Origin of the sequence: Paenibacillus sp. FSL H7-0326 (assembly GCF_001955535.1) — a bacterium.
GTDB lineage: Bacteria > Bacillota > Bacilli > Paenibacillales > Paenibacillaceae > Paenibacillus > Paenibacillus shunpengii.
Genome location: NZ_MPVN01000002.1, coordinates 256,035 through 282,440 on the forward strand (window position 1 = coordinate 256,035; position 26,406 = coordinate 282,440).

The window sequence follows — 26,406 nt, forward strand, 5'->3', positions numbered from 1 at the left end:
GACTTAAGGGTATAGACGATACAGCATCCGTGGGAACGGAATCGTTTCACGAACATGGTCAAGTCCGCAAATCCAAGCTACCGTCCGCTCAAGTCCTAGACCGAATCCGGAGTGAGGTACTGAGCCGTACGTGCGAAGATCTAAATACCACTGATAGGCTTCACGGGAGAGATTATGCTCCTCAAAACGCTCTTCCATCAGCTTCGGATCATCAATACGCTGGGAGCCCCCAATGATCTCTCCATAGCCTTCAGGAGCGATCATGTCGGCGCATAGAACGACCTCAGGACGATTTGGATCTGGCTTCATGTAGAATGCTTTAATCCCAGCTGGATAATGCGTAATAAATACAGGCTTGTCATACTTCTCTGCAATTGCTGTTTCATGCGGCGCACCAAAGTCCTCACCCCAAGGAATATCAAAGCCTTCACCTTGCAGGAATTGGATCGCATCGTCATAAGTGATTCGCGGGAATGGAGCTGTAACATTCTCCAGCTTGGATACATCACGACCGATACTTTCAAGCTCTGTACGACAGTTCTTCACTACCGACTGTACGACATGCGCGATGAATTGCTCCTGAATACGCAGACTCTCTTCATGATCTACGAAGGCCATCTCTGGCTCAATCATCCAGAATTCAATCAAATGACGGCGTGTCTTGGATTTCTCTGCACGGAACGTCGGTCCGAAGGAATACACTTTACCAAGCGCCATTGCAGCAGCCTCCATGTACAGCTGACCGCTCTGTGTCAAGTACGCATCCTCATCGAAATATTTGATATGGAACAGATTCGTTGTTCCTTCTGCAGAAGAAGGCGTCAGAATCGGTGGATCCACGATCGTAAATCCGTTCGTATCAAAATACTCCTGAACCGCACGAATGATCTCAGCACGGATAATCATAATCGCACGCTGCTTGGAAGAACGCAGCCACAGATGGCGATGATCCATGAGGAAGTCGACCCCATGCTCCTTAGGAGTAATCGGATAATTCTCCGTTAAGTGAATGATTTCGATATCCGTCACAGTCATTTCATAACCAGATTGACTGCGTGGCTCCTCGCGGATCACACCCGTTACGTATAATGAGCTTTCCTGAGTCAAGCTCTTTGCATTATTCCAGATTTCCTCAGAAACCTCGCTTTTTACAACAACCCCTTGGATATAGCCCGTACCATCCCGAAGCTGCAAAAACTGAATTTTGCCGCTGGAGCGCTTATTGTTAATCCACGCACCGATCGTTACCGTTTCTCCAACGTGCTGACTGACATGGCGAATGTCGCTCTTTGTGCTCATGTCTCATCTCTCCCCGTTCTATTAAAATTCAAATTCAAAATTTACTTTGACTCTTCTACAATGCGATTCGTGTCGCGAGCAATAACAAGCTCCTCATTCGTTGGAATGATCAACACTTCCACTTTGGAATTCGCAGTAGAAATACGGCGAGGCTCGCCAGAACGAATCTTGTTCAGCTCCTCGTCAAGCTCTACTCCGAGATATGTCAGCTGCTCCAGTACTCTTTGACGAAGGACTACGGAGTTCTCTCCAACCCCAGCCGTGAAGACAATGACGTCTACTCCATTCATCGCCGCAGCATAGGAACCGATGTACTTGCGAAGACGATATTCGTACATGTTAAATGCGAGTGTAGAATTCGGATCTCCGTTCTCCATACCCTCTGTAATTTCACGCATATCACTGCTGATTCCAGAGATGGCAAGCAGTCCGCTGTGCTTGTTAAGCATAGAGTTCACTTCATTCAGCGTTAAATCCTCTTTATTCATTACATAAGGGACAATCGCAGGGTCAAGATCTCCACTGCGCGTTCCCATCATAAGTCCTTCCAGTGGCGTCATTCCCATGGATGTATCGACAGACACACCATTTTGAATCGCTGTAAGACTTCCACCGTTACCAACATGGCACGTAATGATCTTCAGGTCCTCAATCGGACGCTCCAAGAATTCAGCAGCGATCTGGCTTACATAATAATGGGAAGTACCATGTGCTCCATAACGACGAACCTTGTACTTGTTATACAGTACACGTGGAATCGCATATAGATACGCAGACTCTGGCATGGTTTGATGGAATGCCGTATCAAATACAACCACTTGAGGAACACCTGGCATATTGGATTCAGCAGCATTAATACCCATGATCGCAGCTGGATTGTGAAGCGGTGCAAGGTCAATCAATTGACGAATCTTCGCTTTGACTTCATCAGTTACCAGGGCAGACTCGTTAAAGAATTCACCGCCGTGAACAACCCGGTGCCCGACAGCTTGAATCTCTTCAATTGAAGACAACACGCCGTGCTCCGCATGTACGAGCTTGTCCAATACTTTACGGATCGCTGTCGTATGTTCAAGAATTTCGCTAACTTCGGTCACTTCTTCTTTGCCTGTCGGCTTATGTGTAAGAATGGAGGAATCCATACCGATCCGCTCAACTAATCCTTTTGCCAGTACAGATTCGTCAGTCATATCATACACTTGATACTTCAGGGAAGAACTTCCCGCATTAATTACGAGTACTTTCATATCCGGTCACCATCCTTGTCATACTTGAAGAAGCCTTCGCCCGTCTTCACACCCAATTGCCCTGCGCGAACCATTTTCTTAAGTATAGTGGAAGGTCTATATTTCAGTTCGCCAAACTCACGGAACATACCGTCAAGTGCAGCATGAACGGAATCGAGGCCAAAACGGTCTGCCATTTCAAATGGTCCATGCTGGAATTTGTATCCAATACGAACGGCTTGATCGATGTCTTCGGCAGATGCCACTCCTTCTTCAAGCAGATGAAGAGCTTCGTTGATATGAAGGCAAATAAGCCGGGAAGTTACAAATCCAGGAGACTCATAGACCATAACGCCTTTTTTCTCCAATACTTCCTCAGCAAATTTCTTCGTGAATTCAAACGTATCATCTGAAGTTTTTAGTCCGCGGATAATTTCGACAACATCAATACTTGATACCGGATAAATCCAGTGCAGGCCGATCACCCGTTCAGGATGATTAGTAGCACTTGCAAGCTCAGTCAAGCTCAGCGTAGAGGTATTACTTGTCAGAATGATATCTTCAGACACAATCTCCTCAAGCTGTTTGAACAATTTGATCTTTGCTTCCAGGTCTTCAGTAATGGTCTCTATAATTAGATCACAAGCAGAAAGATCACTAAGATTCGCTCTATGAATTCTAGATAAGATCAATTTCTTCTCTGCCTGAGTAATCGCCCACTTCTCCAATTTTTTATCTAACCCTGTCTCGATCATTCCGATGGAATAATCAAGCTTGTTCGGGGAAAGCTCTACCAGCATAACGTCGAGGCCTTTAGCTGCCAGCATTTCGGCAATACTTTGACCCATCGTACCTCCGCCGATAACTCCTATCTTTTTAAACAACATGGTTACTGCTCCATCCCTTCCTGGTCTCTTCTGAATAGTGTGTATCCTTCTTTGTCGAAAAATACATTTTTATGACCCAACATATAATAATATCTTAGCATGAATCAAAAGTAAAAAAAAATAACCAGCATAAATAATTATGCTGGCAAAAGTGCATTTTTCTTAAATAGTTCACGGAATTGACCACCGGACAATACTTCTTCCTTCATCAGGATGTCCAGCGACTCATCAAAAATAGTGGCATGCTCATGCAAGAGATCTTTTGTACGGGCAAACAGCTCGTTCAAAATGTAGTTATTTTCTCTCATCATATCTTCCTGGGATACCATGTCAAGGTTAACAATACCGAGCGAAGTTAGTCCAGAACTGATCATGGTTTTGACAATATCAAGCGATTGTTCAAAGTCATTTCTGGAGCCGGTGCTGCGCCCTCCATAATAGATCTCCTCCGCAGCGGCACCGCCGAGTGCAATCATAATCTGAGCTTCAAGAAACTCCTTCGTATACAAGTACTGCTCTTCCTGCGGATTATGTCGAACATAGCCGAGAGCCTGTCCTCGCGGACTGAGTGCTACCTGACCCACGCTGTTCGGTCGAACCGCTTCTGCTGCTATTGCATGTCCGAGCTCATGAATGGCAACCCGCTTCTTCTCGTCTGCATTGGACTCACGATCTGTCTTCTCACCCATCATCACCTTATCAATGGCCATAGACAGGTTTCGCTGCGTAATAAACTCCAGACTATCCCGCATCGCATAGATAGCAGCCTCATTCATCAAGCTCTCGAGCTGCGCCCCGGAGAAGCCGTAGGATTCCTCCGCAATTTTATCCAGGCTTACATCGTCAGCAAGCGGTTTATTTTTGGCATGCAGCGCCAGAATATGCTTACGCCCTTTCTTGTCCGGAAGCTCCACTTGGATATGCCGGTCAAAACGACCCGGGCGAAGAAGTGCGCTGTCAAGCATTTCTTTGCGGTTCGTCGCTGCGATAATCAGAATCCGCGGTGCATCAGAATTGTATATGCCGTCCATCTCCGTTAGCAGCTGGTTCAGGGTCTGGTCATATTCGCGCTGCTGCCCGCCTTCTCTTTTACCACCGATGACATCGATCTCATCAATAAAAATAATGGCGTTTTCTTTGTTTTCCTTGGCTGCTCTTGTTCTGGCATCTTTAAATAATTCACGGATACGTCCTGCCCCGACACCAACATACATTTCTACAAATTCACTGCCGGCAGCAGCGATAAATACAGAATTGGTGTAGTGTGCAGCGGCCTTCGCCATCAGCGTCTTACCTGTACCCGGAGGGCCTGTCAGCAATATACCCTTCAGTGGACGAATGCCAAACTTCTGAATTTCATCATGTCTTACTAAGAAGTCCAGTGCTTCACGGAGCTCCTGTTTAGCGCTGTCCTGTCCTCCAATTTCCTCAAAGGTGAGCTTGGCGGGACCCGCTTTCTTGCGCTTCTTCTCACTGCTTGCTCCTACGGCGAGTCCGCCGCGTGTCTGCATCAGGAAGATTACACCGCCTGCGAGCAGGGCAATAAGCAGTACTGGAATAATATTAACTCCTATAAAGACAAGAAATAGAAGCACGACCGGAACGACCCCGATTAAAATCTCCTTTAACCAATTAGGCATTAGGCCACACTCCCATCGTAGCCGGTTGTCTCGGCAGAATAATATACTTGCTTGCTTCTCCATCTGACAGGCTTACATATACGTTCTCATTATCAATATCATAGTCAACCTGGATGCTGCCTTCGCTCATTTCCTTCAGCTTCTCAGGAATTTGCGTGTATTGTCTAGTCTCCATCGCTTCAGCAACGGTAAATAACGCACTGGACCAGAAATCATCCAGCGTTTCCGTCGAATGATCCTTTACCTCCAGCTTCATCGTTCTTCCGTTCAGAAGCTCCTTGCCATCTGTGCGGATATAATCAACAAGACCTCTTATATTGGTATTCGGCTCGAGATCGAGATTCAAAACAACTTGATTCTGGTTAATATCTAGTTGAACATCGTTTACGCCGTCATAGTCGGCAACCAACTTCTCTATTGGCTTCTCAAGGGCCACCTGACGGTACACAAACCATCCTCCAAACAGCAGCGTAGCCGTAACCATAACCGTTATTGCTATCCGAATAGGACGTAATTTCAAGTGACAACCTCCTCATCTATTTTACCCACTCTATTTATTATTGATATGGGATATAGATATAGCATACCATATACAGACGTCCAAATCTAAACTATGAATTATTTTTCACAGTTTCCAATCCAAATAACCCCGAAATGGCCAATTGCGACCACTTCAGGGTATATTTTGTGTGCTTTATTCTGTGATCGGAAGCTGAAATCCTTCCTCTAACTCGGTTCCATCACTGAAACGATAGAAACGATAGTAGTACCGGTCCTTCTCTTTATAAAATAACTGCCAGACGTAAGTCTCATCATAAACTGCCGGCTGCAGTCTGACGATTTCAATGCCAGGCAGCTGTGAGCTGATCTTGGACCGCATTTCTTCCTCCGACGTTCCTTCTTCAATCTTCTCACTGTGCACACTATTTTCATCTGTCTTTGGCTTCTTGTCAGTACCGTATTGTACCCACACCATAACAGGCTCATTGTCGGCATTTACACCTTCAATTGTCCAATATATGGCATCCTCAGACCAGACCGATTTTTGTGTCTTTGTTACCGTAACCAGTTCTTCTTTTTCCTTTGCAATAGCGATTGCAGCTTCTTCCTCTGCCCATGTATCCTTCATTACATATTCATAAAATAAATAAATACCTAAGAGCACGAGTAAGAAAGCCACAATGCTGATGAGTATCCACTTTCTTTTTTTTCTCAAGGCTGAACTCCCTTCTTGCCCCTAACCTCGATCAGCGGGACGTCAGTCCTTCGAAAGCAGCTTGTGCTTCGCGTTTAATCCGTTCTTCATCCATCGTGAGCATCTCACCGTTCTTAACTAACTGCTTGCCATCCACCCAGACATGCTGAACGTCCTTGCTGCTTGCAGAATAGATGACATGTGATATCAAATCGGTGTAGGGCAGGAAATGAGCCTGATCCAGATCAATGGCAACAAAATCAGCTTTTTTGCCTGGTGCCAGCACTCCCGTATCCTTGATGTAGATGGACTTCGCTCCATATTCAGTTCCCATACGCAGTGCTTCTGTGGCAGGTACGGCGGTTGGATCACCGCTGACTCCTTTGTGAATCAGAGCAGCTAGGCGCATCTCTTCAAACATATCCAAATTATTGTTGCTTGCTGCACCATCTGTAGCAAGCGATACAACAACCCCTGCTTTTAACAGCTCAGGTACTCGCGCAACACCGCTCGCCAGCTTCAGGTTGCTTCCAGGATTATGAGCAACAGCCACATTGTATTTGGCGAGCACCTCTATTTCTTCATCCGTTAAATGTACAGCATGTGCCACGAGAGAAGGTCTAGAGAAGAAGCCAAGCTTCTCCAGATGTGCTACTGGACGCAGCCCATACTCTTTTACATTCTGTTCTACTTCAGCGGCCGTTTCGGACATATGTGTATGCAGGGGTAAATTCAGCTCATGTGCCGCTTCTACAAATTTCTCAATAAACTCTGGTCCGCAAGTATATGGTGAATGTGGGGACAGCATCGTCGTGATACGTCCGTCTGCCTGATTATGCCATTCCCGGGCAAAGGTCGTTGCTTCCTTCAGCTTAAATGCACGCAGCTCATCTGAACCGAAGCCAATCGCTCCCCGCATCAGACTTGCGCGAATGCCCGACTCCTGTGCCACTTTCGCCACCTGATTCATCTGATCATACATATCAAGGAAGGCGGTAGTTCCACCTCTCAGCATTTCCAGAACAGATAGCGAGGTCCCCCAGTAGACATCCTCAGCTGTGAACTTTTCCTCCATCGGCCACATTTTTTCTTGAAGCCAGACCTGAAGAGCAAGATCATCGCCATAGCCGCGTAGAAGTGACATCGCTGCATGACCATGTGTATTGATAAGGCCAGGAATAAACAGCTGGTGCTTGCCGTCATGAACCGGAAGACCTTCTGTCCCTTCAGGTAGATCTTCACCTATATATGAGATGCGGTCATCCTCAATCAGCATATAACCGCTGACGATTCGCCATTCAGGATCACTTACCGCAAATTTGCCGTTCTTGATGAGCCACTTATGACTTGACATCCTCTTCCTCCTCTTTCCCTGCTTCGTTCTCTAGATAATAAGCCAGACTAAGCAGATCTGTAGTGAAGTCCGCTGTATGAATCCGGATATGAGCAGGAGCCTTGATAATAATCGGGGCAAAATTAAGGATCGCTTCAACTCCCGCCTCCACCAGATAATCCGCCACACGCTGAGCTTCCGAATCCGGAACCGTTATAATGCCGATTCTAATGTTCAGATCCTTTACTGTTTTCACCAGCTCTTCCATAGGCTGAACCGTGAGCGTATTGATATTGGAGCCAATCTTCGAGGGCTGGGAATCAAATACGGCGACAATCTTCATATTGTCTTTTACATATCGATTATAGTTCGACAAGGCATGTCCGAGATTACCAGCACCGACAAGTGCCACATTAATCTGTTGATCCAGCTTCAAGATTTGTCTGATTTTATCGATGAGATAAGCTACATCATAGCCGATGCCTTTGCGTCCAAAATCCCCGAAATAAGCGAGATCCTTACGGATTTGCGCTGGATTCAAATCCAGTCTGAGACCAAGCTCCTGTGAAGATACAGTGGTCACTTCTCTTTTGTACAGCTCTTGTAAATAACGCAGATATACAGGCAGTCTTCTTACGACAGCCTCTGAAATTTTGTCCGACTTCAATTACAATTCCCCCTCACACCTGCAAGCAGTGTCCGTGCTTTCTATTACTTCTCTTCATTCGTTACATGTTCCTCTAGCCACTCGCTGATACGCGGAACCATCTTGTCCGTTGTCATATGCTCCATTTTAGGACCTGGCAGGGAATATAAAAAGTACTTGCCATAATACGATTCAATGACTCTTGTATCATACACGATAACGATGCCTCGGTCCTTAGCGGTTCGCACCAGTCTTCCAAAACCTTGTTTAAACCGAATAACCGCCTGAGGTACCGAGAGCTTCATAAACGGATTTTTCTTCTCCTGCTGCAGCAGTTCGCTCTTGGCTTCTACTACAGGATGGTTAGGCGGCTGGAAAGGCAGCCGTACAATAGCCAAACAGGATAAAGCTTCTCCTGGAATATCGACACCTTCCCAGAAGCTGCTCGTTCCAAGCAATACAGAAGCTTTGGCCTCCTGGAATCTTCTCGTCAGCTTGGTCCGGCTCCCACTGTCTACCCCTTGTCCAAACACGGAAATATCACTTGAGGCGAGAGCTTCCTTCAGCGGCTCATGTACTTGTCTCAACATCTTGTAAGAGGTAAACAGGACAAGCATTCTGCCCTTCGTTGCCTGTGCGGCCTCTGACAAAGATTTGACGAGCATACTGACAAAATGATCATCACCCACACTGCCCTTCACACTTGGAAAATCACGCGGAACCACAAGAAGAGCTTGTTCCCGGTAATTAAACGGAGACGGCAGCTGTGATGTGAGCAATCTCTGCTGCTCCTGTGCTTCGGTCAGTCCAAGCTGATCTATCATAAACTGGAACGATTTATCTACCGATAAAGTAGCCGAGGTTAAAATAACACTTCGCTTCTTATCAAAGAACATTTCCTTCAGCTGAGGACTTACATCTACAGGAACTGCATACAGCTGAAGCGACTTGCTCTTGAATTGTCCGCTGGCCTCCAGCCAATATACGGTCCCTGCATCATCAAGGCGCATGAAATGTCTTAATTGATCTTTGAAGCCAGCCAGATCCTTAACGAGCCCGGTAACGTCTGTAATAAGGCTGTCGGCCGTATAATCGTCGAGATCTTCCCTTACTTCACTAAGAACCTTATCTGCCTTACGAACCAATTCTGAAACCGTCACATAGAACTGATTCTCAACTGCTGCAAGCTTATCCCACTTCTTCGGTTTGTTCTGCGGCTTCAGTCTTAATGTGAACTGTCCTGCTTCTCCAGGGGCTGCATCACTTCGTTCTGGCAGTAAGCTGAACAGCATTTCACTGAGCTGATCCCAAGTTTCCTTCGCTTCTAGAGCGGATGGGAACAGCTGATCAATAGCAGAGGTCCACTCCACCATCTGCTCATGGCTGGACTGCGCTATTTTTTGACGCAGAGCAGGGAATTGTCCGTTCCGACTATCTTTAAATAATCGGGTAAGCGCATGAACCACCGTAAAATATTTCATATGCATTCCAAGATGCTTACCGGCGACCTCCTCGAATTGATGCGCCTCATCTATGACGAGATGCTCATAAGCAGGAAGCAATTGGTGACTAGCCTTAACGTCCGTAAACAGCTTGGAATGATTGGTAATCACTACATCAGCAATGCCGGCCTCATGTCTTGCACGATGGTAAAAGCATTTCTTAAACCAAGGGCAGCTTCGGCCCAGGCAGGAATCCGAATCGCTTTGTACCGTTTCCCAAAAATCACCGCCGCGATAACTTAGATTGAGCTCCTCATCATCACCGGTTTCGGTTTGAGTCAGCCATACCAGCATCTGTGCAGCAGTAAATACGTCCTCCTTCGGGGTTACAAACTCCTTGTTGTTCAGCTTCTGTTCAAATTTACGCAGACACAGGTAATGCCCTCTTCCTTTGAACACAGCAGCTTTGAACGGAAAAGGAACCACCTCCGTGAGTAGCGGAATATCCCGCTCACGAAGCTGCTCCTGAAGATTGATCGTATGTGTGCTTACCGTTACCTTCGTCTCCTGTCTGACACTATGATAAATCGAAGGCAGCAAATAACCCAGTGACTTCCCCGTGCCTGTCCCGGCTTCAATGAGTAAATGCTTGTCCTCATCCATCGCCTTCGTCACTTCTGTGAACATCATATTCTGGGATTCGCGTTCCTCATAATGAGGCAGTGTTTGCTTCAGGCGCAGCTGAACCTCATCCATATATTCTTGAAAAGTTAATTTTTCTAATGGATTGGGTTCATGTTCATCCCTGGGCGGAGCGATCTGTGACCAATCGTCAATCTTAAGCGCGAGCTGTCTATAATAGGTCTGATTATCCAGATCGTGAATAGGCTCCATTTCTTTCTCTGAAAGAATCCCATCAAAAAACCAGCCCAAATCACTATCTTCCGCAGCAAACAAATCGGTAAGCCGCTGTAAAGTGATCAATGGCAGGCTCTTAAGCTCCTCAAGACTCTTTAAGAAAATGTGTGCTGTTGCCAGAGCATCACTATCTGCCTGATGTGGACGGTCATGGGTGAATCCAAATTCGCCTGCTACGTAACCCAGCTGATAGGAGGATAAGGACGGAAAGCAAATTTTCAGGAAATCCATAGTGTCCAAAATGCGGCCTGTAAATGGCAAGTACCCGCATCGGTCAAGCGCATTTTGTAAAAAATGAAAATCAAAGCTCACATTATGCCCTACGAGTACGACATCATCCAGCAATGGAACGAGCTCCATCATCATTTCCTCAAGCTCCGGAGCATCCTTCACATCATTGTCCGTAATTCCCGTTAACCCCGTAATAAATGGTGGAATGGGAACGCCAGGATTCACATAGGAGCTGAAAGTGTCTTTAATTGTATAATCATGATCTATGATGGCAAGTCCAACCTGGATAATTTCACCAAGGGACTGAGTACCTGTTGTTTCAAAATCAAGCACAGCAAATTTCATGATGAGTAAACGTTCCCTTCTACAGTCTCTTTAGTAGCATAGCAAAAAAAAAGACTTTTGAACATGAAACAGACAAAAAGGCGATGTCTTGTCAGGACATCGCCTTTTGCGATTGCGCTGTTTCAATAGGTGCTTAGGAGAGGGAGAGCAGCTGTGTTCCATACTGGAGTACGGCATTTTTGGAACGGCATGCTTCCAGATTGTAAAGCGGCTCCGGCAGGGATGGATCATGTTCTAATGCAAGTGCAAAGCAGGACTGGGCCTGCTTGAGCTCCATTTGCTTCGCATGAATACAACCTAGTGCATTGTATGCCATGGCTTTCATTCTGGGCTGATCACAGCTAAGAATGATCCGATTCAGCTCCGCAGATGCGGTATGCATTTGTTCCAGGTGAAGGTAGCACATCGCGAGGTACAGCCTCGATAACAGGCTATCGGGATATACTTCCACCACTTTGCCAAACTCCTCGGCAGCATGCTGATACATGAGCAGCTTGAAATAACCAAGTCCTTTAACAAAGGTATGAAGCTCCAGCTCCGGAATCGATGTAAAAGGATCTGTCCCTCGGAAAATTCCACTTTCGCGAATCTTGGCCATTTTCTCTTCAAATGACATCCATTCGTCGATAATGCCGTCGCTCATTTTCTTAAGCAGGTTCCATCGCTGCAGCATTTCCTGTTTCTTCTCGACGGGTGCGGCGGTGTAGTAATTGGCAATCTCATCAAGCGATTGATTCATTTCCGCAAATAGATGTTGAAACATGGCATGCATCCCACCCTTAGCAAAATGGATTAGTGCAGTAACCTAATCACATTTTTTGCTCTTTGGGCACTTTTCATTCTTCATTCCATGGATTACAAAATGGTCGCATGAACTTCTTCATGCATGGTTTGAACCGGCTTATTCCCCCCGTCCACAAATACAACGGTCGGCTTATGTTGAACTGCTTCTTCATTGGACATCATTGCATAAGCAATAATAATAACTGTATCTCCAGGCTGAACCAGCCGTGCAGCAGCACCATTGAGGCAAATTGTACCTGTTCCGCGCGGCCCAGGAATGACATAAGTCTCCAGTCTTGCTCCATTGTTGTTATTGACAATTTGAACCTTTTCATTTTCCAGAATATCTGCAGCTTCCATCAAGTTACGATCAATGGTAATACTGCCTACATAATTTAAGTTTGCTTCCGTTACCGTTGCACGGTGAATTTTAGATTTCATCAATGTTCTAAACACGGGAGAGCACCTCTGCTTTCTGCAGCCGATGATTGTCGATCAGCCTTGTTTTTCCGAATTTAACAGCCAGAGCAATAATTACATCATCCGGCTCTGTAATCTGCACACGATCTTCAATCGGCTCAAGTCCTGGGAAGGTTAAAATATCCACATAATCAATAACAGCCGTTTCGGACGTGTTGATCTCATCTATAATAAGCTTGCGAATTTGACCCACAGTCGCATCTTCCTGCTCCTCAGACTTCAATTGAGCCATTCTTAGTGAGCGGGACAAGACAAGTGCTTCATTGCGCTCCTTAGCGTTCAGATACACGTTACGTGAACTGAGTGCAAGCCCATCTGCTTCGCGAACAATCGGGCAAGGCACAATATTGATCGGCATATTAAGGTCTGATACCATCTGCGATAGAACAGCTACTTGCTGCGCATCCTTCATCCCAAAATAAGCGTTGTTCGGCTGTACAATGTTGAACAGCTTCGCGACCACGGTCGTTACACCATCGAAGTGACCAGGGCGTGATGCGCCGCACAAGCGGTCTGTAATATCAGCCACTCTAATCTTAGTCTTGGTAGGATGAGGATACATGACTTCTACAGTTGGAATAAATACGATGTCTATTCCTTCTTTGTTAGCAATCCCCAAATCCCGCTGCTCATCCCGTGGATACGTTTCAAAGTCTTCATTCGGACCAAACTGAATAGGATTCACGAAGATGCTCAGAACAACGATATCATTATTCTTTCGAGCTTCGCGCATCAAGCTTGCATGTCCTTCATGCAGGAATCCCATCGTTGGGACGAGTCCAACTGCCGGTTCTTTTCCGCAAACATTCTTTTTCATGGAGGCTATATGTGCCCGCAGCTCTTCAATATTCCGAACTGTTATCATGATCTGTTCTCCACCTTTGCTTTACTGCTTCCATATAAGGATTCAACTACACCATCTTCAGCAGTGAACACATGCTCCTCAGCAGGAAAGGATTTATTTTTGACATCCTGTACATAATTTCCGATACTGTCACGAATAATGGTTCCTACATCTGCATAAGTCTTCACAAATCTTTTAGGCATATATGGAGATGCATATTGCAGAACATCGTTGAAGACGAGCACTTGACCATCCGTACCACGCCCAGCACCAATTCCGATTGTTGGAATCGACAGCTCATTGGAAATTGCCTCGGCAACTTCCTCGGTAACCAGCTCCAGTACGATGGCAAATGCACCGGCTTCTTCGAGTGCCTTCGCATCCTCAAGCAGTCGTTTGGCGTCCGCAGCGTCCTTCCCCTGCACCCTGAAACCACCGATTTGATTCACAGATTGAGGTGTAAGTCCGATGTGTCCCAGCACGGGCACGCCTGCCTTCACAACAGCTCTAACCGTGTCTGCTATTTCAGCCCCGCCCTCAAGCTTCACCGCATGGGCGTGGCCTTCCTGCATAATGCGGCGCACACCCTTCAGGCTCTCATCTATTCCGCCGTGATACGTCATAAAGGGCATATCCGTTACGATAAATGTACTCTGTGCACCTCTAGCAACGGCACGGGAGTGGTATACCATATCATCAATCGTAACCGGGATGGTGGAATTATATCCGAGCACTGCATTTCCAAGAGAATCCCCTACCAGGATCATATCTACACCAGCTTCTTCAGCCAGCACAGCAGAAGGATAATCATATGCAGTAAGCATCGTAATGGGCTCTTTATTTTCTTTCATTTTTTTCATTTTCACAATATTAAGCGGTTTTTTGGTTGCTGCCATACAAGTGGCTCCCTTCTTTTCTGAAATACCGTAGATTTTTGATGCCATGTCTAAAGCTGTGTCCTACGGATGTGCTTCAGCCGATCTAACGGGGATGGCGCCCAATCCAGACGCACAAAAAAACCTTTTAGTATCAAACTAAAAAGGTCCCATAAGTCAAAAAAGAGTCACTCGCGATCGTCCCTTCTGTCTCGGTCCTCTTCGGCTCAGAGCAGAATCCAACAACTTGGCATACGATTCAATTGTATTGAAACTCATGATAACTGACTGATGAGTGCAGTTCGATACATAATCAATACCGCCTCACCAAGAAAGTATACCAAAAATAAAGTAATTGTCTACTTATAAAAAGTTAAAAAATTGGTTCTCTCTAATTAAATAACCCAAATCGTGCATCAGCCAATCCATTACAAAAAAGGACACAGCAGCAAGCTAAACGCTTACTGCTGCTATATAATTTCAACCTCACCGGAATACACCACTCTCTCCTCACCACTGGGTGCAGCAATAACTAGCCCCCCGCTCGGATCAAGTCGTTTCGCGACTCCTTGTATGGTCTCCGTCAAAGTCTCAGTCCGTACCGCTTGACCGATCGATACAGAATGCTCTTCCCATTCCACTTGAATAGGGGTGAACCCTTCACTGGTATAACGATTATAGAGAAGCTCCATTTCGTTCAGGATTTCTGCTATGAGGAGCGCTCGGTCTATAGTATGTCCTGTTTCCAGCTTGAGCGACGTGGCAATCTCCGTTAATTCCTCTGGATAATCCTCAGCGGATAGATTGACATCGATTCCGATTCCCGCAATACAGTATTTTACTTTATTATCTTCCGTTGCCGATTCCAGAAGAATCCCGCATACCTTCTTCCCATGAATCAATATATCGTTAGGCCACTTGATCGCTGCTTCTGCGCCTGTCACGCTGCGAATCGCTTTGCAGACAGCAACTCCCGTCAGAAGCGTAAGCTGAGGCATATATCGGATAGGAAGCTCCGGCCGAAGCACCAGACTCATCCAGATGCCTTTACCTGCTGGAGAGAACCACTTTCTGCCAAGCCTTCCTCTTCCCGAGCTCTGCTGCTCAGCAATGAACAGTGCTCCTTCCTCTGTACCGCTCTCCGCTTGGGTCATGGCATCCACTTGAGTAGAGGTCGTGGTTTCCATAATCTGGATCTTCCTGCCCAATACTTTGGTGTTTAACTTCGCTTCAATATCAGTCACTTTATAAAAATCGGGGATAAATGTCATTCGATATCCCTTCCGCGATACCGCCTCAAATTCATAGCCCATGTCTCTCAATTGATTGATTTGTTTCCAGACTGCTGTTCTGCTGATGTTGAGTCTTCTGCTAATCTCCTCACCTGAAATAAAGGTTTGGGATGATTGCAAAAACAAATCAAGCAGCAATTTATTTTTCATCAGATGTCACCTTCTTCGCTGCCTCAAGCAATATGTCATGTTTGTTGACGAGTTGTCCTGTTACCACCTGCTGCAGCAGCCAATTCATCGTTTCACCGAGCCAAGGACCACCCTTACGGCCAGTGACACGAAGCAGATCAGAACCTGACAGCTCAAGCTCCTTCAAGCTGTAAATTCCCATCTCCTCGATCCATTCCGCTGCATGCTCCACCAGTTCCTTCAGCAGCAGATACTCCTCCCCGGTCATATCATAGAATGACTGAGGAAGCAGAGTATGAATGACATGCCAGTCTTCACTTGCCAAAACACCGTAGCGAAGAACGGATTGTTTCCATTCTTCTTGTAAATGTCTTCTATACTGTCCCACCTGAACATCCTTCACAATCTTTGAAATAGAGTTCAGAACAGCTTCATGAAGTTCAAGAAGTTTTGTCATTCTATCCTTTACTTTACCCGAATAGGTCCACGCTCTAAGCTTTTGATCTGCATCAGAGGAATTTGCACCCAGCAGCAACAACAGAAGTCCCAATCTGAATTCTGTAGCCTGTGGCAGCTTATCTAACAAGCTGAGAGCCGTACGATCCAGCCCGGATAATTCGACTGGCACCTTTACATAATGGAGCAGCTCGCTATCCATAAGTAAACAGACTCCTCTTGCAGGATATGGTCCTGCCAGCATTTTGTCCATTTCGGTCCGTACTCGTTCCATTGCGATGTGAGGGAGCTTGTCTCGTTCCGCTAGAATTCCATCCCAGGTTAAGGAGTCGATGTCGAAATCAAAAATGGATGCAAAACGAACGCCTCTTAGCATCCGAAGGGCGTCTTCTCTAAATCGTTCTTCTGCAAGGCCGACAGAGCGAACAATCCGCTGTTCAATATCAGTCACTCCATTAAAGGGATCGATGAGCTGTCCTACATAATCTCGTGCAATGGCATTCATGGTGAAGTCTCTACGCTTAAGATCCTCTTCCACCTGGTCTACAAATTGAACCTCAGATGGCCTGCGGTAATCTTCATAACCGCTCTCCGTACGAAAAGTCGTCACCTCAAAATGATAACCGTTCATTCGAACGGTTACTGTTCCATGCTGCAGCCCTGTCGGTATGGAGCCCTCAAATAATGCCATCACCTCTTCAGGCTTGGCCGAAGTCGTTATATCCATATCCGTTACGGGCCTATTCATTATCTCATCTCGAACACAACCACCTACGAAAAAGGCCTGATGGCCATGATCATTAAGCCTTTTAAGCACCTCTTCGCCCTGAATTGCCATGGCAGGATCGACATGCTTCCAATTGTTCATTTCCTAAACTCCTTTATAAATCTCCGATCAATGCTCCAGCCCAACCCCAACATTTTGCTGAGTAAGTACGCGGCTATATACTTGCTCATACTGAGCTGTAATTTTATCGATATCAAAATGATCACTCGCTCTGTCAAGACAAGCCTGCTTGTAGCTCTTCATCATTTCTTCATTACGCAGCAGCATTAATGCATATTCTGCCATTTGCTTCGTATCTCCAATACCGGCAAGTAGACCTGTACTTCCATGCGTAACAAGCTCCGGAATTCCTCCAGCCGTTGAGCCGATTGTAGGAACTCCACAGGCCATGGCTTCCAAGGCTACAAGGCCAAAGCTCTCTTTTTCCGAGGGAAGGAGCAGCAGATCGGCCATGGAGATAACCTGTGCGACATCGTCTTGTTTGCCTAACAAGTGTACTCGATCTGTCAATCCCATTTCCTGTATTTTACACTGAATCTTGGGCAGATCAGGACCTTCACCGACGAGTATGAGCTTTGTCGGGAGCTCTCTGTTCACCCGGGCAAAGATATCGACGACATCCAGCGTTCGTTTAACGGGACGGAAGTTTGAGATATGCATCAGCACCTTCTCATCCTTGGAAGCGTACTCTGCTCGAAGTGATGCGCTGTTACGTGGATAATAAATTTTGTTATCTATAAAATTGTAGGTCAGATCAATCTTCTGTTTAACATCCAGCAGCTCATGTGTCTCACGGATGAGATCCTGCGATACCGCTGTCACCGCATCGCTCTTATTAATAGCAAGCTCAATCAAGTCCTTCAGTGACTCATCCTGAGCCAGCACCGTAGTATCAGTACCATGCAGTGTTGTGACTACCTTCAGATCATCAGGCAGCATTTGCTTAGCCAGGTAGGCACACACGGCATGAGGAACTGCATAGTGAACATGAAGCAAATCCAGCTGTTGTGTCTTGGCAACCTGCGCCATTTTGGTCGCTAGTGATAAATCATAGGGTGGATATCGAAACACATAATAATCATTCACTTCCACCTCATGGTAAAAGATATTACGATGAAATTTGCCTAATCTGAAAGGGATACTGTTCGCAATAAAATGAACTTGGTGCCCTTTTTCGGCAAGTCGCTTTCCAAGCTCCGTTGCCACGACTCCAGAACCGCCCAGTGACGGATAACAGGTAATCCCGATTTTTAAATATTTGCCCGCTTGATTCAAAGGGAAGGGCCTCCTTTATAATGATGTCGATAAACCATGCTGATCATATATTAAATTGAGCGTTGTATGGACCTATACTTCCATATCGGATCCTGGCTTATATTTATGTACAAGCTCGCGCCAGCCAAAATCACCACGTTCCAAAGCCTTAACAAGGATTTCAGCCGTTGCTACATTGGTAGCCAGTGGTATTCCCTGCACATCACACAGTCTCAGCAGCGCATTGATATCCGGTTCATGCGGCTGTGCCATAAGCGGATCACGAAGGAAGATAATTAAATCCATTTCGTTCTTAGCCACAAGCGCTCCAATCTGCTGATCGCCGCCTAAAGGTCCGGACATAAACCGATGAATCTTAAGGTTCGTTCCTTCCATGATACGTTGACCGGTCGTTCCTGTAGAAAACAAGTTATTGCCTTCAAATGCTTTTTCATAAGCCGTTACAAAGTTAACCATTTCATCTTTTTTACGATCATGAGCAATAAAAGCGATATTAAGCATATATGTTCTCTCCCTTTTGATATCTGTATAAGCAGTTTAATTTGATTGATCACTTGAGTTGAAGCACTGATGGTATGATGAACAATTCCGTTTAGTCAATAAAATGATCAAAACCGTAAATCATGCCGGAGTACTCCATCACCTTCTGAATACCGATCTTAACACCAGGCATATATCCAGCCCGTTCATAAGAATCATGTCTAATCTTCAAGGTTTGTCCAAAATCACCAAAAATGACTTCCTGCTGTGCAAATACACCGGGCAGCCTCACACTATGTATGCGGAATCCGTTGTAATACCCGCCTCGTGACCCTTCAATCGTCTCCTCTTCATTCGGGTTACCTTGACGAAGTTCCTCTCGGTTCTGCGCAATCATCTCGGCAGTTTTGATCGCCGTTCCTGATGGTGCATCCAGCTTCTGATCGCCATGATACTCAATAATTTCGAGATTAGGCATATATTTAGCAGCCTGCGCTGCAAATTTCATCATTAGAATAGCCCCGATTGAGAAGTTGGGTGCAATCAGCCCTCCAATGCCTTTATCTTGACATTGCTTGTCCAAATCTTGAATTTGTTCTGGGGTAAATCCAGTTGTCCCCATAACAGGTCTTACACCGTATGAAATAGCGAGGGAGGTATGCTCATAAGCATATTGGGGTGTAGTAAAATCAACCATAACATCCGCATTAGATTCTCTCAGCGCATCCTCCAGCTGATCCGTAACCAGGACACCGCAAGGCTCTAGACCAACCAGCCTGCCCGCATCCTCGCCTGCTCCGGAACGATTAACGGCTGCAGCCAGTTCAAGTTCCTCATCCTGCAGAACTAGCTTGACGACTTCACGTCCCATGCGCCCTCCCGCGCCTACAACAACAACCTTCAACTTCTCTGCCACTTTAGAAACACTCCTTATATTCTAGCTTGATGAATTATTCTTATTTAGACTTCATTCGCTTGTGGAAATCCTGCAATAACTGTGTTAATTGATCATTCTGCGGCTCCAGCGATATCGCTTCTTTGAGCACCGCGATAGCTAGGATGTACTCATCCATTTCGGCATAGGCAATGGCTAGCCACACGTAAGCATCCGTATATAGCGGATCGAGCTCGATCGACTTCTTCAGCTGTGCGAGTATATCCTCTCTGGCCTTAGACAAATCAGACGCGGAAGCTTCAATGAGTAGCCGTGCACCTGCAGTCAGCTTCTTCGCCTCAAGACTCCCTAGATGCATCATATATTCACCATGGTCTGGAGCAAGTTCTGCTGCTTTTTGAGCATGAAGCAAAGCTTGCTCCAGCTTCCCATTGCGTGCATAGGTAATGGAGCAGCGATAATGGATTTCGGCATTGTCTGGTTCCTTCTCAATGGCCGTCTCGAACCAATAAACCGCAAGCTCGTAATCACCATGCAAAATAGCTTTGTATGCTTCTTGGATATAAGGATAAGATTTCATGCTTGCTGTACCTCCCGGATATGGGTTAGTACAGCATATGTAAGGATGGATTATTCGGTGTCCTTTTTGGTCCAGCGATTCGCATCCCTCGTATTAAATTTATGCATCACTTTGTTGTGAGCCTCCGTCAGATCAATGCCGAGTGAGTTCGCAAAACAAAGGGTAATAAATAAAATGTCCCCCAGTTCAAGCTCAATGGAGTTGTCAGCCTCCGTAGATTTCTTGGGCTTCTCCCCGTATTCGTGATTGACCTCACGGGCAAGCTCGCCTACTTCCTCTGTCATTCTCGCAAGCATCGTCATCGGGCTGAAGTACCCTTCCTTGAACTGTGAAATGTAACGGTCCACTTCCCGTTGAATTTCAGCAAGACTTTTCTCCATACCATTTGTAGCTCCTTACCGATAAATTTGCTTTATTCCAATGTTAACGTATTGAGATAGTGAAAACAAATCATTTTTTTAATCTGGGGAGGAAACAGGCATACTACGTTTGTACACCCCTCAGACTACTTTAACGAGTAAAATTATGGGTTATAAAATGCATGTAAAAGAACAATCAGCTCAGTGAGGTATATTGATGATAAAAAATAAATGGATTGCCCAATTAAAAATCATCCTTCCTATTATGCTCGGCACCGCCGTTTTTGCTTTTGGTCTGCTGTACTTCATCATTCCGAATCAGCTGATGGAAGGTGGAGTAACCGGAATCACCGTTCTGCTTAATTATGCGTTTGGTATCTCTCCCTCCTTATCGACCTTAGTCATCAATATCCCGCTGTTCATCCTGGGATGGAAGGTACTCGGTGGAAGACAAATTCTTTACACTGGCATCGGTATTGCTCTGCTCACTGTCTTTCTTGGCCTGTTTGAGAGACTGATTGAAGCAGGCTATATTGTACCGTTTAAGACAGAACATGATTTTTTGCTCGCTGCTCTATACGCAGGGGTAACGATTGGGACAGGACTTGGCATCGTTTTTCGCGCCGGAGGCACAACAGGCGGTTCCGATATCATCGCAAGAATCTTATCCCGCAGATCAGGAATCAGTATCGGTAAAGTGATGCTCGGCATTGATATTATCATTATTGGATCTTCCCTTTTTTTCATTCCTCTGGATAAGGTCTTATATACACTCGTGTCCGTCTTTATCAGCTCTAAGGTAATTGATTTTATTCAGGAAGGCGCCTACTCCCTTAAATCCTTTACTATAATAAGTGATCATGCGGAGCAGATTGCAGAGAAAATTACGGCTGAAATGGATAGAGGGGTCACATTAGTGCCGGCTGTCGGGGCTTATTCGAAACAAGCAAAGCATGTTGCCTATTGTGTGGTTGCAAGACAGGAGATTAGACAGCTGCAGGAGATCATTAAATTGGCAGATGCCAAAGCGTTTGTGATTATCTCGGAGGTGCAGGATGTATATGGCGAGGGTTTTAAAGAGGAATAGCCCGGATCACCGGGCTTTTTTTCGATACGGAATGACATGAGACTAACATCGATTACCAATAATTATCGTTGATTCACAATCTTCAATAACCTATCTTCTTGTAAATGGAGCCGTTTCTGTGCCTTGAAATTTACGATACCCTACATAAGCCAATACTGCCATAATGGTGGAGCCTATGAACAGCTCGGCAGCCCAAGGCTCAGGACCACTCGCAAACGGAGTGAAGGCCGTTTCATCCTTTTCCTTGCCAAACAGGGCATTTACAAATTCATCTCCTTGCTGCAAGGCTTCACCCACCGCTTCATAGTTCGGCTCTGAACGCATCGTCAGCCCCTTTAAATAGGACATCCACGAATCAAAACGTTCAATTTCATAAGGCTGCTTCTTGATGATTGCCGCAGGACGAATGGTTTCATAATGCTGCTCAAACTCTCCATATGTAACCATGAGTGAATCCGCTCGATGATTCAGCGCCCCTTCTTGAACAGCGGCAATATCCTCTTTCAATATTTTATAATATTGCAGCCACAGCGGCTTCTCGGGATGAGCAAGACTATCCACAGCCAGCCTTAATTTCGCAGAAGCATGCTGCAGAGAATCGGCAGCTGCATCCGTACTTGCGGATGCCTCCTTGACTTCAACGATGGTTTCGGTCAGTGCATGCATCCCTTCTACACTCGTTACCCCATCATAGGACATCTGCCCAACCTGAGTAGTTATTAACTGAACATCCTCCCGAACACCGACAAGATTGTTCTCGAGGGATTTCCGGTACAATGAAGTTGCTGTATCGTTCAGCTGCTTCATAAGCTCTGAATCAGCTTGTGTCTCCTGAACACTTGCAGCAGACACATTGGAAACAATCGCACCACTGAGCAGCGTACAGCAGAGCAGCGTACAGCAGAGCACAGCTGTAATTACACAGGAAGATCGTTTGATAAGCGAAAACATGGACATCCCCTCCTACCTTATCGTATGAGGGGATGTGAGAGCCTAGTACTATAATCGTTTGGTTTGTCTGAGCGCGATGAAGCCGGTAAGGATGGAGGCCAGTGAGAGCACTACTGTGAAATTTCGTACTCGATTTATGTAGACGTCAACAGCATCCGGAAGACCTGGATAGATGCCTTTCGTGTAATCGAGCGTATCATTGAGTAACGTCCATACACCAGCAAACACAAGACTGCCCAGTCTAAATCCGAAGAATCGAGCATACAGCAACACCTCGACAGCCATCGCCAGGTGAGAGGCAATCAGCATAAAATCCGACCAGATCATGTCTACTCCAAGAGACCAGCCTGCAACAATCATTACAACTGCCCAAATACCGTATTTTAATGAAGTGACAAAAGCCAAAGCTTGAATCACATGTCCTGTTTTCTTCAACCAAGACGATGATGCAGGATACATTAAGAACAGAAGTGATATGGTAAAAAACAGACTTGCTGTCGGGCTGTCAGGAACAAATACAATGAGCCATACAGGATAATTGTCCAGCGTGGACTCCAGCTGCCCTCCATACCATATATAACCATAGACCGTTCCCAGTAGGTTACACAAAAATAATAACCAGAGAAAACCACGATGCATGAGAAAGGCCCGGCTCCATAAAAAAGAAATCGAAAACACCTGTATCCCCCTCTGACAAATTGCAATATGAAATATAGTATGTACATTATGTCTACATTCTGAAAAAAACCTGACTGCGGCTGCAGTCAGGCTTTCAGCTATAACCTTTATTTTACTGTCCTGCTTTCTGAAGTGCAAGCCACTCTGCCAAGGTGTTAATATCTTCATCGGTGAGGCCTTGCGCAATATTATTATCATATTGTGGCTGCATTCCACCTACACCTTCTTTGATGATCGTGAGAATTTCTTCCTGGCTGTGCTTATCACCGATGCCTAGCAGCGCCGGAGCACCCTGCCCTTTTAAGTCCACGGCATGACAGCTTACACAGGTCGCTTTCTTATAAATCTCAGCTCCCGCAGCATCGGGCTCGACAATCGCGATCTCATCCTCCTGCTGAGACGGAGCAAATGATGTGGACTCGCCTGCCGCGTGCCTCTCCTCTGCTTCCTTCTCCCGCTGAATATGCTCCGGCTCCTGTCCCGTAGCTTCAAGCTCATGCTTGTAGTGTGTCCAGGCAACATTCGTTAAGTAGATAACCGAAACTATCGACAACAGCATGAGCGAGGAGGCAATCGGTCTTCTATAGAAGCGGCGTTCCTTACCCGTGTCAAGAAAAGGAGCCAGGAGCAGTGCACCGAACGCGACCCCAGAAACACCGAGTGTACCGAGTACGACATAATCTCCTGATGCGTATGGATATTTCAAGTATTGATATAAGAATAAGAAGTACCAGTCCGGCATCGGTATGACGTTAGCACTTGGATCAGCTGGATATCCGAGTGGAGCAGGCTCCGAAATGGTCAGTACTAAAAAACCAACCAGAACGACGACACCTACCATCCATTCTTTCAATAAGAAATTAGGAATGAATGCTTCGGATTTACCCGGATATGACGTATAGTCAGGCGGAGTAATAAAGCCCTCTCCCTTGCGAACCCGAGAATCACCAACAAATACAACCTTCTCATCTGATTTCTTCCCGTGTGCCATAGGCTTATCCTCCCTTCGATTATAGTGGTCCGGAGATTCCTTGTCTGCGAATCATGATAAAATGCCCAACAAGCAGAATGAGCAGAACAGCCGGAAGGAAGAATACATGCAGAGCAAAGAATCTAGTTAAAGTTTCCGCTCCAACAATGGACCCGCCTTGTAAAAGTTCCTTGATAACCGGGCCAAGTACAGGCACCGTGTTTGCAATTTCAAGTGTAACCTTAGTCGCAAAATACGCTTTGTTGTCCCAGGGCAGCAGATATCCTGTTAATCCCAAGCCAAGCATGACAAAGAAGATCAGCATCCCGACTACCCAGTTCATTTCGCGAGGCGCTTTGTACGAACCAGTAAAGAACACCCGCATCGTATGTAGAAACATCATAACTATAACCAAACTAGCTCCCCAGTGGTGCATGCCCCGTACAATTTGACCGAATGCAACCTGGGTCTGTAAGAACTCTACGCTCGCATAAGCGTTAATGATATCCGGTACATAATACATCGTGAGGAACATGCCGGATAGAATCTGTATTACCGTAATAAAAAACGTAAGTCCGCCGAAACAGTAGACAAAAGCCGAGAAGTGATGAGCGGGATTCACGTGTTCAGGAACTTCATGGTCAGCAACGTCACGCCAAATCGGGGTAATGTCCAGACGTTCGTCGACCCAGTTGTAAATATTCTTAAACATCTACTCACGCCCTCCCTATTGGACTCTAGTATTTGGAACAATGCTTCCGAGATACACCCAGCCTTCCTCTTCCTTAACGGTGTATTCATCAAGCGGCGCTGAAGCAACCTCCAGCTGCTTGCCTTCCTTCGTATAATGCGCACCATGACATGGGCAGAAATATTCGTCTGGGAATGTCGGGTTATTATTGTATCGCACGGTACAACCCAGATGCTTGCAGATCGGCGATAAGGCGTAAATGACTCCATCCTCACCCCTCCTGATCCAGGCAACCAAGGACGAATTGCTTAGATACCAGCCATCTTGCTGCTTAAGCTCAAAAGTCACTTCCTGAGGCTCATCCGTGACCTTGCTCACTTCAATGACTTTTACAAAATCGCCTTCGTCATCCTTCTGCAGTATCGGGTCTACAGCAAAACGGATCATCGGCAGAGCTGCACCCGCAGCCATATAAGCCGTCGCACCGCCCAAAGTGTAAGTTAGAAACTGTCTGCGTGACATCTCTTTACGACCGGGTGGTTTTGGCAGTTGGTGCTCTTTGTCTTTATGATTGCTCATCCTCTTCCAACCCCCTTTTTCATCCAATTATTTCATTGTTCTTTTAAAATATTCCACAAATTACTAGGACATACATAATCATATATTAGCCTCCATTGACCGTCAAGAATTTGTCACACATTTTAAAACAAAGAATGGAAGCGTTATATTGAAAATGTTGGTATTTTGTCACAATTTATTTCAATCTATTGTAATCCCCATAATCGATACACCTCACGATGTATTTTTTGTGACAGTTGATTGATTTTTTCTGCTGATTCTTCCTTGCTGCTTCTCACCGAAATTTCACATTTAGGGCATGTAAATATCAAATCTGAAGCAGAAACCTCGGTGGGATTTATCTCTTGTCCTGTGCTCATGATGATGACAAACTTAAATCCGCTCGATTTCAATTGTCTGCATACATCATTTAAGGAGTTCAAATGCTCCTCCGCCGTATAATGAAATGCCGGATACGTGACTACCCGTCCTTTGAATGGAGTTTCAACGATATCAAGAAAATCTCTTAGATTTTCTAAAGCGCTTACAGCTTCAATAGGAGATTCCTTTCCCGTTAGGCCTGTATAGGGAATAATACATGTATCCAAGTAAGGCTTCCATTCCACCCATTCTTCTGGTCTGATCTCGCTGAATTTCAAACGTATATTCCTCCCTATCATGCTTGTTATTCTGTCTCTATTATAATGGTTGTTTCTACCAGATGGAAAGAGATTCAAGGAATTGAATGATATTTACAAAACACAAAAACCCCACTTATTATATGGTGAGACTCCAGCCATATATATAAGCGGGGTTGAACTAAATGAGTTATGAAATTGACTAGGGTCTATAGGCAAAACATGACCTTTATTCGTTAGTTAATTAATCTCAGTTCATCCGTCAGGTTACGAAAAGCCACTTCATCCCCCGATGCCAGTGCTTTATCAATTTCATCCAAGAGCTTTTCACTTCGATGTTTCTTTAATGCCTCGTCCCACACCATCTCAGCAGCCAGTCCTAACATGACCTCGTAAGTAACTTTCATTTTATCCATAGGATGCACCTCCAACCAAT

At 45.6% G+C, this 26,406-nt stretch carries 28 protein-coding genes; 1 reads left to right on the top strand and 27 read right to left on the bottom strand.

The window, feature by feature from the left end:
- Nucleotides 1-3 precede the first annotated feature (3 nt).
- From asnS to BK126_RS11880, 20 genes are all read right to left on the bottom strand, one after another.
- Complete coding sequence (gene asnS / locus BK126_RS11785; RefSeq protein WP_047911176.1) at nucleotides 4-1,299, bottom strand: asparagine--tRNA ligase; 1,296 nt, start codon at nucleotides 1,297-1,299, stop codon at nucleotides 4-6.
- A gap of 41 nt (nucleotides 1,300-1,340) precedes the next feature.
- A complete protein-coding gene (locus tag BK126_RS11790) occupies nucleotides 1,341-2,546 on the bottom strand; it encodes an acetate/propionate family kinase (protein WP_076312853.1) in 1,206 nt (401 codons plus the stop codon).
- Nucleotides 2,543-3,412 (bottom strand): 3-hydroxyacyl-CoA dehydrogenase family protein, encoded by an 870-nt coding sequence (locus tag BK126_RS11795; RefSeq protein ID WP_076312854.1) that lies wholly within the window; start codon nucleotides 3,410-3,412, stop codon nucleotides 2,543-2,545. The genes BK126_RS11790 and BK126_RS11795 overlap by 4 nt, the downstream gene beginning before the upstream one ends.
- 137 nt (nucleotides 3,413-3,549) lie before the next feature.
- A complete protein-coding gene (locus BK126_RS11800; protein WP_076312855.1) occupies nucleotides 3,550-5,052 on the bottom strand; it encodes an AAA family ATPase in 1,503 nt (500 codons plus the stop codon).
- Complete coding sequence (locus BK126_RS11805; protein WP_076312856.1) at nucleotides 5,045-5,572, bottom strand: hypothetical protein; 528 nt, start codon at nucleotides 5,570-5,572, stop codon at nucleotides 5,045-5,047. The genes BK126_RS11800 and BK126_RS11805 overlap by 8 nt, the downstream gene beginning before the upstream one ends.
- A 174-nt stretch (nucleotides 5,573-5,746) precedes the next feature.
- Entirely contained in the window at nucleotides 5,747-6,268 is a 522-nt protein-coding gene (locus BK126_RS11810; protein WP_076312857.1) for a cell wall elongation regulator TseB-like domain-containing protein, read from the bottom strand.
- A gap of 31 nt (nucleotides 6,269-6,299) precedes the next feature.
- Nucleotides 6,300-7,601 (bottom strand): amidohydrolase, encoded by a 1,302-nt coding sequence (locus BK126_RS11815; RefSeq protein ID WP_076312858.1) that lies wholly within the window; start codon nucleotides 7,599-7,601, stop codon nucleotides 6,300-6,302.
- Nucleotides 7,588-8,247: a redox-sensing transcriptional repressor Rex gene (locus tag BK126_RS11820; protein WP_076312859.1), complete on the bottom strand. Its 660-nt coding sequence runs from the start codon at nucleotides 8,245-8,247 to the stop codon at nucleotides 7,588-7,590. The genes BK126_RS11815 and BK126_RS11820 overlap by 14 nt, the downstream gene beginning before the upstream one ends.
- Nucleotides 8,248-8,291: 44 nt before the next feature.
- Nucleotides 8,292-11,162, bottom strand: coding sequence for an ATP-dependent DNA helicase DinG (gene dinG, locus BK126_RS11825; protein WP_076312860.1), 2,871 nt, complete (start codon nucleotides 11,160-11,162; stop codon nucleotides 8,292-8,294).
- A gap of 133 nt (nucleotides 11,163-11,295) precedes the next feature.
- On the bottom strand, nucleotides 11,296-11,925 hold the full coding sequence (locus BK126_RS11830) for a hypothetical protein (RefSeq protein ID WP_076312861.1): 630 nt from the start codon (nucleotides 11,923-11,925) through the stop codon (nucleotides 11,296-11,298).
- Between the two features lie 92 nt (nucleotides 11,926-12,017).
- Nucleotides 12,018-12,401, bottom strand: a complete 384-nt coding sequence (gene panD / locus BK126_RS11835) for an aspartate 1-decarboxylase (RefSeq protein WP_076312862.1) — start codon at nucleotides 12,399-12,401, stop codon at nucleotides 12,018-12,020.
- Nucleotides 12,394-13,290 carry a pantoate--beta-alanine ligase gene (gene panC / locus BK126_RS11840; protein ID WP_076312863.1) on the bottom strand — a complete coding sequence of 299 codons (897 nt, stop codon included), beginning with the start codon at nucleotides 13,288-13,290 and terminating at the stop codon, nucleotides 12,394-12,396. The genes panD and panC overlap by 8 nt, the downstream gene beginning before the upstream one ends.
- Complete coding sequence (gene panB / locus BK126_RS11845) at nucleotides 13,287-14,165, bottom strand: 3-methyl-2-oxobutanoate hydroxymethyltransferase (protein ID WP_076312864.1); 879 nt, start codon at nucleotides 14,163-14,165, stop codon at nucleotides 13,287-13,289. The genes panC and panB overlap by 4 nt, the downstream gene beginning before the upstream one ends.
- 449 nt (nucleotides 14,166-14,614) lie before the next feature.
- The gene (locus BK126_RS11850; protein WP_090723988.1) at nucleotides 14,615-15,589 is read right to left on the bottom strand and encodes a biotin--[acetyl-CoA-carboxylase] ligase; all 975 of its coding nucleotides are present in this window, start codon (nucleotides 15,587-15,589) and stop codon (nucleotides 14,615-14,617) included.
- Nucleotides 15,576-16,889 (bottom strand): CCA tRNA nucleotidyltransferase, encoded by a 1,314-nt coding sequence (locus tag BK126_RS11855; protein ID WP_076312866.1) that lies wholly within the window; start codon nucleotides 16,887-16,889, stop codon nucleotides 15,576-15,578. The genes BK126_RS11850 and BK126_RS11855 overlap by 14 nt, the downstream gene beginning before the upstream one ends.
- A 27-nt stretch (nucleotides 16,890-16,916) precedes the next feature.
- Nucleotides 16,917-18,083, bottom strand: coding sequence for an N-acetyl-alpha-D-glucosaminyl L-malate synthase BshA (gene bshA, locus BK126_RS11860; protein WP_076312867.1), 1,167 nt, complete (start codon nucleotides 18,081-18,083; stop codon nucleotides 16,917-16,919).
- 72 nt (nucleotides 18,084-18,155) lie between these two features.
- Nucleotides 18,156-18,584 carry a methylglyoxal synthase gene (locus BK126_RS11865; protein ID WP_047911160.1) on the bottom strand — a complete coding sequence of 143 codons (429 nt, stop codon included), beginning with the start codon at nucleotides 18,582-18,584 and terminating at the stop codon, nucleotides 18,156-18,158.
- A 91-nt stretch (nucleotides 18,585-18,675) separates the two neighbouring features.
- A complete protein-coding gene (dapB, locus tag BK126_RS11870; protein WP_076312868.1) occupies nucleotides 18,676-19,479 on the bottom strand; it encodes a 4-hydroxy-tetrahydrodipicolinate reductase in 804 nt (267 codons plus the stop codon).
- A gap of 40 nt (nucleotides 19,480-19,519) precedes the next feature.
- Nucleotides 19,520-20,038: a tetratricopeptide repeat protein gene (locus BK126_RS11875; RefSeq protein ID WP_076312869.1), complete on the bottom strand. Its 519-nt coding sequence runs from the start codon at nucleotides 20,036-20,038 to the stop codon at nucleotides 19,520-19,522.
- A 50-nt stretch (nucleotides 20,039-20,088) separates the two neighbouring features.
- Complete coding sequence (locus BK126_RS11880; protein ID WP_076312870.1) at nucleotides 20,089-20,418, bottom strand: nucleotide pyrophosphohydrolase; 330 nt, start codon at nucleotides 20,416-20,418, stop codon at nucleotides 20,089-20,091.
- A gap of 196 nt (nucleotides 20,419-20,614) precedes the next feature.
- Between BK126_RS11880 and BK126_RS11885 the strand changes: the two genes are divergently transcribed.
- Nucleotides 20,615-21,484: a YitT family protein gene (locus tag BK126_RS11885; protein ID WP_076312871.1), complete on the top strand. Its 870-nt coding sequence runs from the start codon at nucleotides 20,615-20,617 to the stop codon at nucleotides 21,482-21,484.
- A gap of 90 nt (nucleotides 21,485-21,574) precedes the next feature.
- Here BK126_RS11885 and BK126_RS11890 read toward each other — a convergent pair whose 3' ends face one another.
- From BK126_RS11890 to BK126_RS11920, 7 genes are all read right to left on the bottom strand, one after another.
- Complete coding sequence (locus BK126_RS11890; protein ID WP_076312872.1) at nucleotides 21,575-22,435, bottom strand: sporulation protein YpjB; 861 nt, start codon at nucleotides 22,433-22,435, stop codon at nucleotides 21,575-21,577.
- Between the two features lie 48 nt (nucleotides 22,436-22,483).
- Nucleotides 22,484-23,074, bottom strand: a complete 591-nt coding sequence (locus BK126_RS11895) for a DUF1405 domain-containing protein (RefSeq protein ID WP_076313516.1) — start codon at nucleotides 23,072-23,074, stop codon at nucleotides 22,484-22,486.
- A gap of 151 nt (nucleotides 23,075-23,225) precedes the next feature.
- Nucleotides 23,226-24,104, bottom strand: coding sequence for a menaquinol-cytochrome c reductase cytochrome b/c subunit (locus BK126_RS11900; RefSeq protein WP_076312873.1), 879 nt, complete (start codon nucleotides 24,102-24,104; stop codon nucleotides 23,226-23,228).
- Nucleotides 24,105-24,123: 19 nt separating this feature from the next.
- On the bottom strand, nucleotides 24,124-24,795 hold the full coding sequence (gene qcrB, locus BK126_RS11905; RefSeq protein ID WP_047911153.1) for a menaquinol-cytochrome c reductase cytochrome b subunit: 672 nt from the start codon (nucleotides 24,793-24,795) through the stop codon (nucleotides 24,124-24,126).
- Nucleotides 24,796-24,810: 15 nt separating this feature from the next.
- A complete protein-coding gene (locus BK126_RS11910; protein ID WP_076312874.1) occupies nucleotides 24,811-25,353 on the bottom strand; it encodes a QcrA and Rieske domain-containing protein in 543 nt (180 codons plus the stop codon).
- 185 nt (nucleotides 25,354-25,538) lie between these two features.
- Complete coding sequence (locus BK126_RS11915; RefSeq protein ID WP_076312875.1) at nucleotides 25,539-25,991, bottom strand: DUF2487 family protein; 453 nt, start codon at nucleotides 25,989-25,991, stop codon at nucleotides 25,539-25,541.
- A 215-nt stretch (nucleotides 25,992-26,206) separates the two neighbouring features.
- Nucleotides 26,207-26,386 carry an IDEAL domain-containing protein gene (locus BK126_RS11920; RefSeq protein ID WP_047911150.1) on the bottom strand — a complete coding sequence of 60 codons (180 nt, stop codon included), beginning with the start codon at nucleotides 26,384-26,386 and terminating at the stop codon, nucleotides 26,207-26,209.
- Nucleotides 26,387-26,406 lie beyond the last annotated feature (20 nt).

Coding starts and splice junctions, on each gene's coding strand:
- asnS (WP_047911176.1), bottom strand. CDS start 1,299: ATGAGCACAAAGAGCGACATTCGCCATGTCAGTCAGCACGTTGGAGAA.
- BK126_RS11790 (WP_076312853.1), bottom strand. CDS start 2,546: ATGAAAGTACTCGTAATTAATGCGGGAAGTTCTTCCCTGAAGTATCAA.
- BK126_RS11795 (WP_076312854.1), bottom strand. CDS start 3,412: ATGTTGTTTAAAAAGATAGGAGTTATCGGCGGAGGTACGATGGGTCAA.
- BK126_RS11800 (WP_076312855.1), bottom strand. CDS start 5,052: ATGCCTAATTGGTTAAAGGAGATTTTAATCGGGGTCGTTCCGGTCGTG.
- BK126_RS11815 (WP_076312858.1), bottom strand. CDS start 7,601: ATGTCAAGTCATAAGTGGCTCATCAAGAACGGCAAATTTGCGGTAAGT.
- dinG (WP_076312860.1), bottom strand. CDS start 11,162: ATGAAATTTGCTGTGCTTGATTTTGAAACAACAGGTACTCAGTCCCTT.
- BK126_RS11830 (WP_076312861.1), bottom strand. CDS start 11,925: ATGTTTCAACATCTATTTGCGGAAATGAATCAATCGCTTGATGAGATT.
- panC (WP_076312863.1), bottom strand. CDS start 13,290: ATGATAACAGTTCGGAATATTGAAGAGCTGCGGGCACATATAGCCTCC.
- panB (WP_076312864.1), bottom strand. CDS start 14,165: ATGGCAGCAACCAAAAAACCGCTTAATATTGTGAAAATGAAAAAAATG.
- BK126_RS11855 (WP_076312866.1), bottom strand. CDS start 16,889: ATGAACAATTGGAAGCATGTCGATCCTGCCATGGCAATTCAGGGCGAA.
- BK126_RS11865 (WP_047911160.1), bottom strand. CDS start 18,584: ATGCTTAATATCGCTTTTATTGCTCATGATCGTAAAAAAGATGAAATG.
- BK126_RS11875 (WP_076312869.1), bottom strand. CDS start 20,038: ATGAAATCTTATCCTTATATCCAAGAAGCATACAAAGCTATTTTGCAT.
- BK126_RS11880 (WP_076312870.1), bottom strand. CDS start 20,418: ATGGAGAAAAGTCTTGCTGAAATTCAACGGGAAGTGGACCGTTACATT.
- BK126_RS11885 (WP_076312871.1), top strand. CDS start 20,615: ATGATAAAAAATAAATGGATTGCCCAATTAAAAATCATCCTTCCTATT.
- BK126_RS11890 (WP_076312872.1), bottom strand. CDS start 22,435: ATGTTTTCGCTTATCAAACGATCTTCCTGTGTAATTACAGCTGTGCTC.
- BK126_RS11895 (WP_076313516.1), bottom strand. CDS start 23,074: ATGCATCGTGGTTTTCTCTGGTTATTATTTTTGTGTAACCTACTGGGA.
- BK126_RS11900 (WP_076312873.1), bottom strand. CDS start 24,104: ATGGCACACGGGAAGAAATCAGATGAGAAGGTTGTATTTGTTGGTGAT.
- qcrB (WP_047911153.1), bottom strand. CDS start 24,795: ATGTTTAAGAATATTTACAACTGGGTCGACGAACGTCTGGACATTACC.
- BK126_RS11910 (WP_076312874.1), bottom strand. CDS start 25,353: ATGAGCAATCATAAAGACAAAGAGCACCAACTGCCAAAACCACCCGGT.
- BK126_RS11920 (WP_047911150.1), bottom strand. CDS start 26,386: ATGGATAAAATGAAAGTTACTTACGAGGTCATGTTAGGACTGGCTGCT.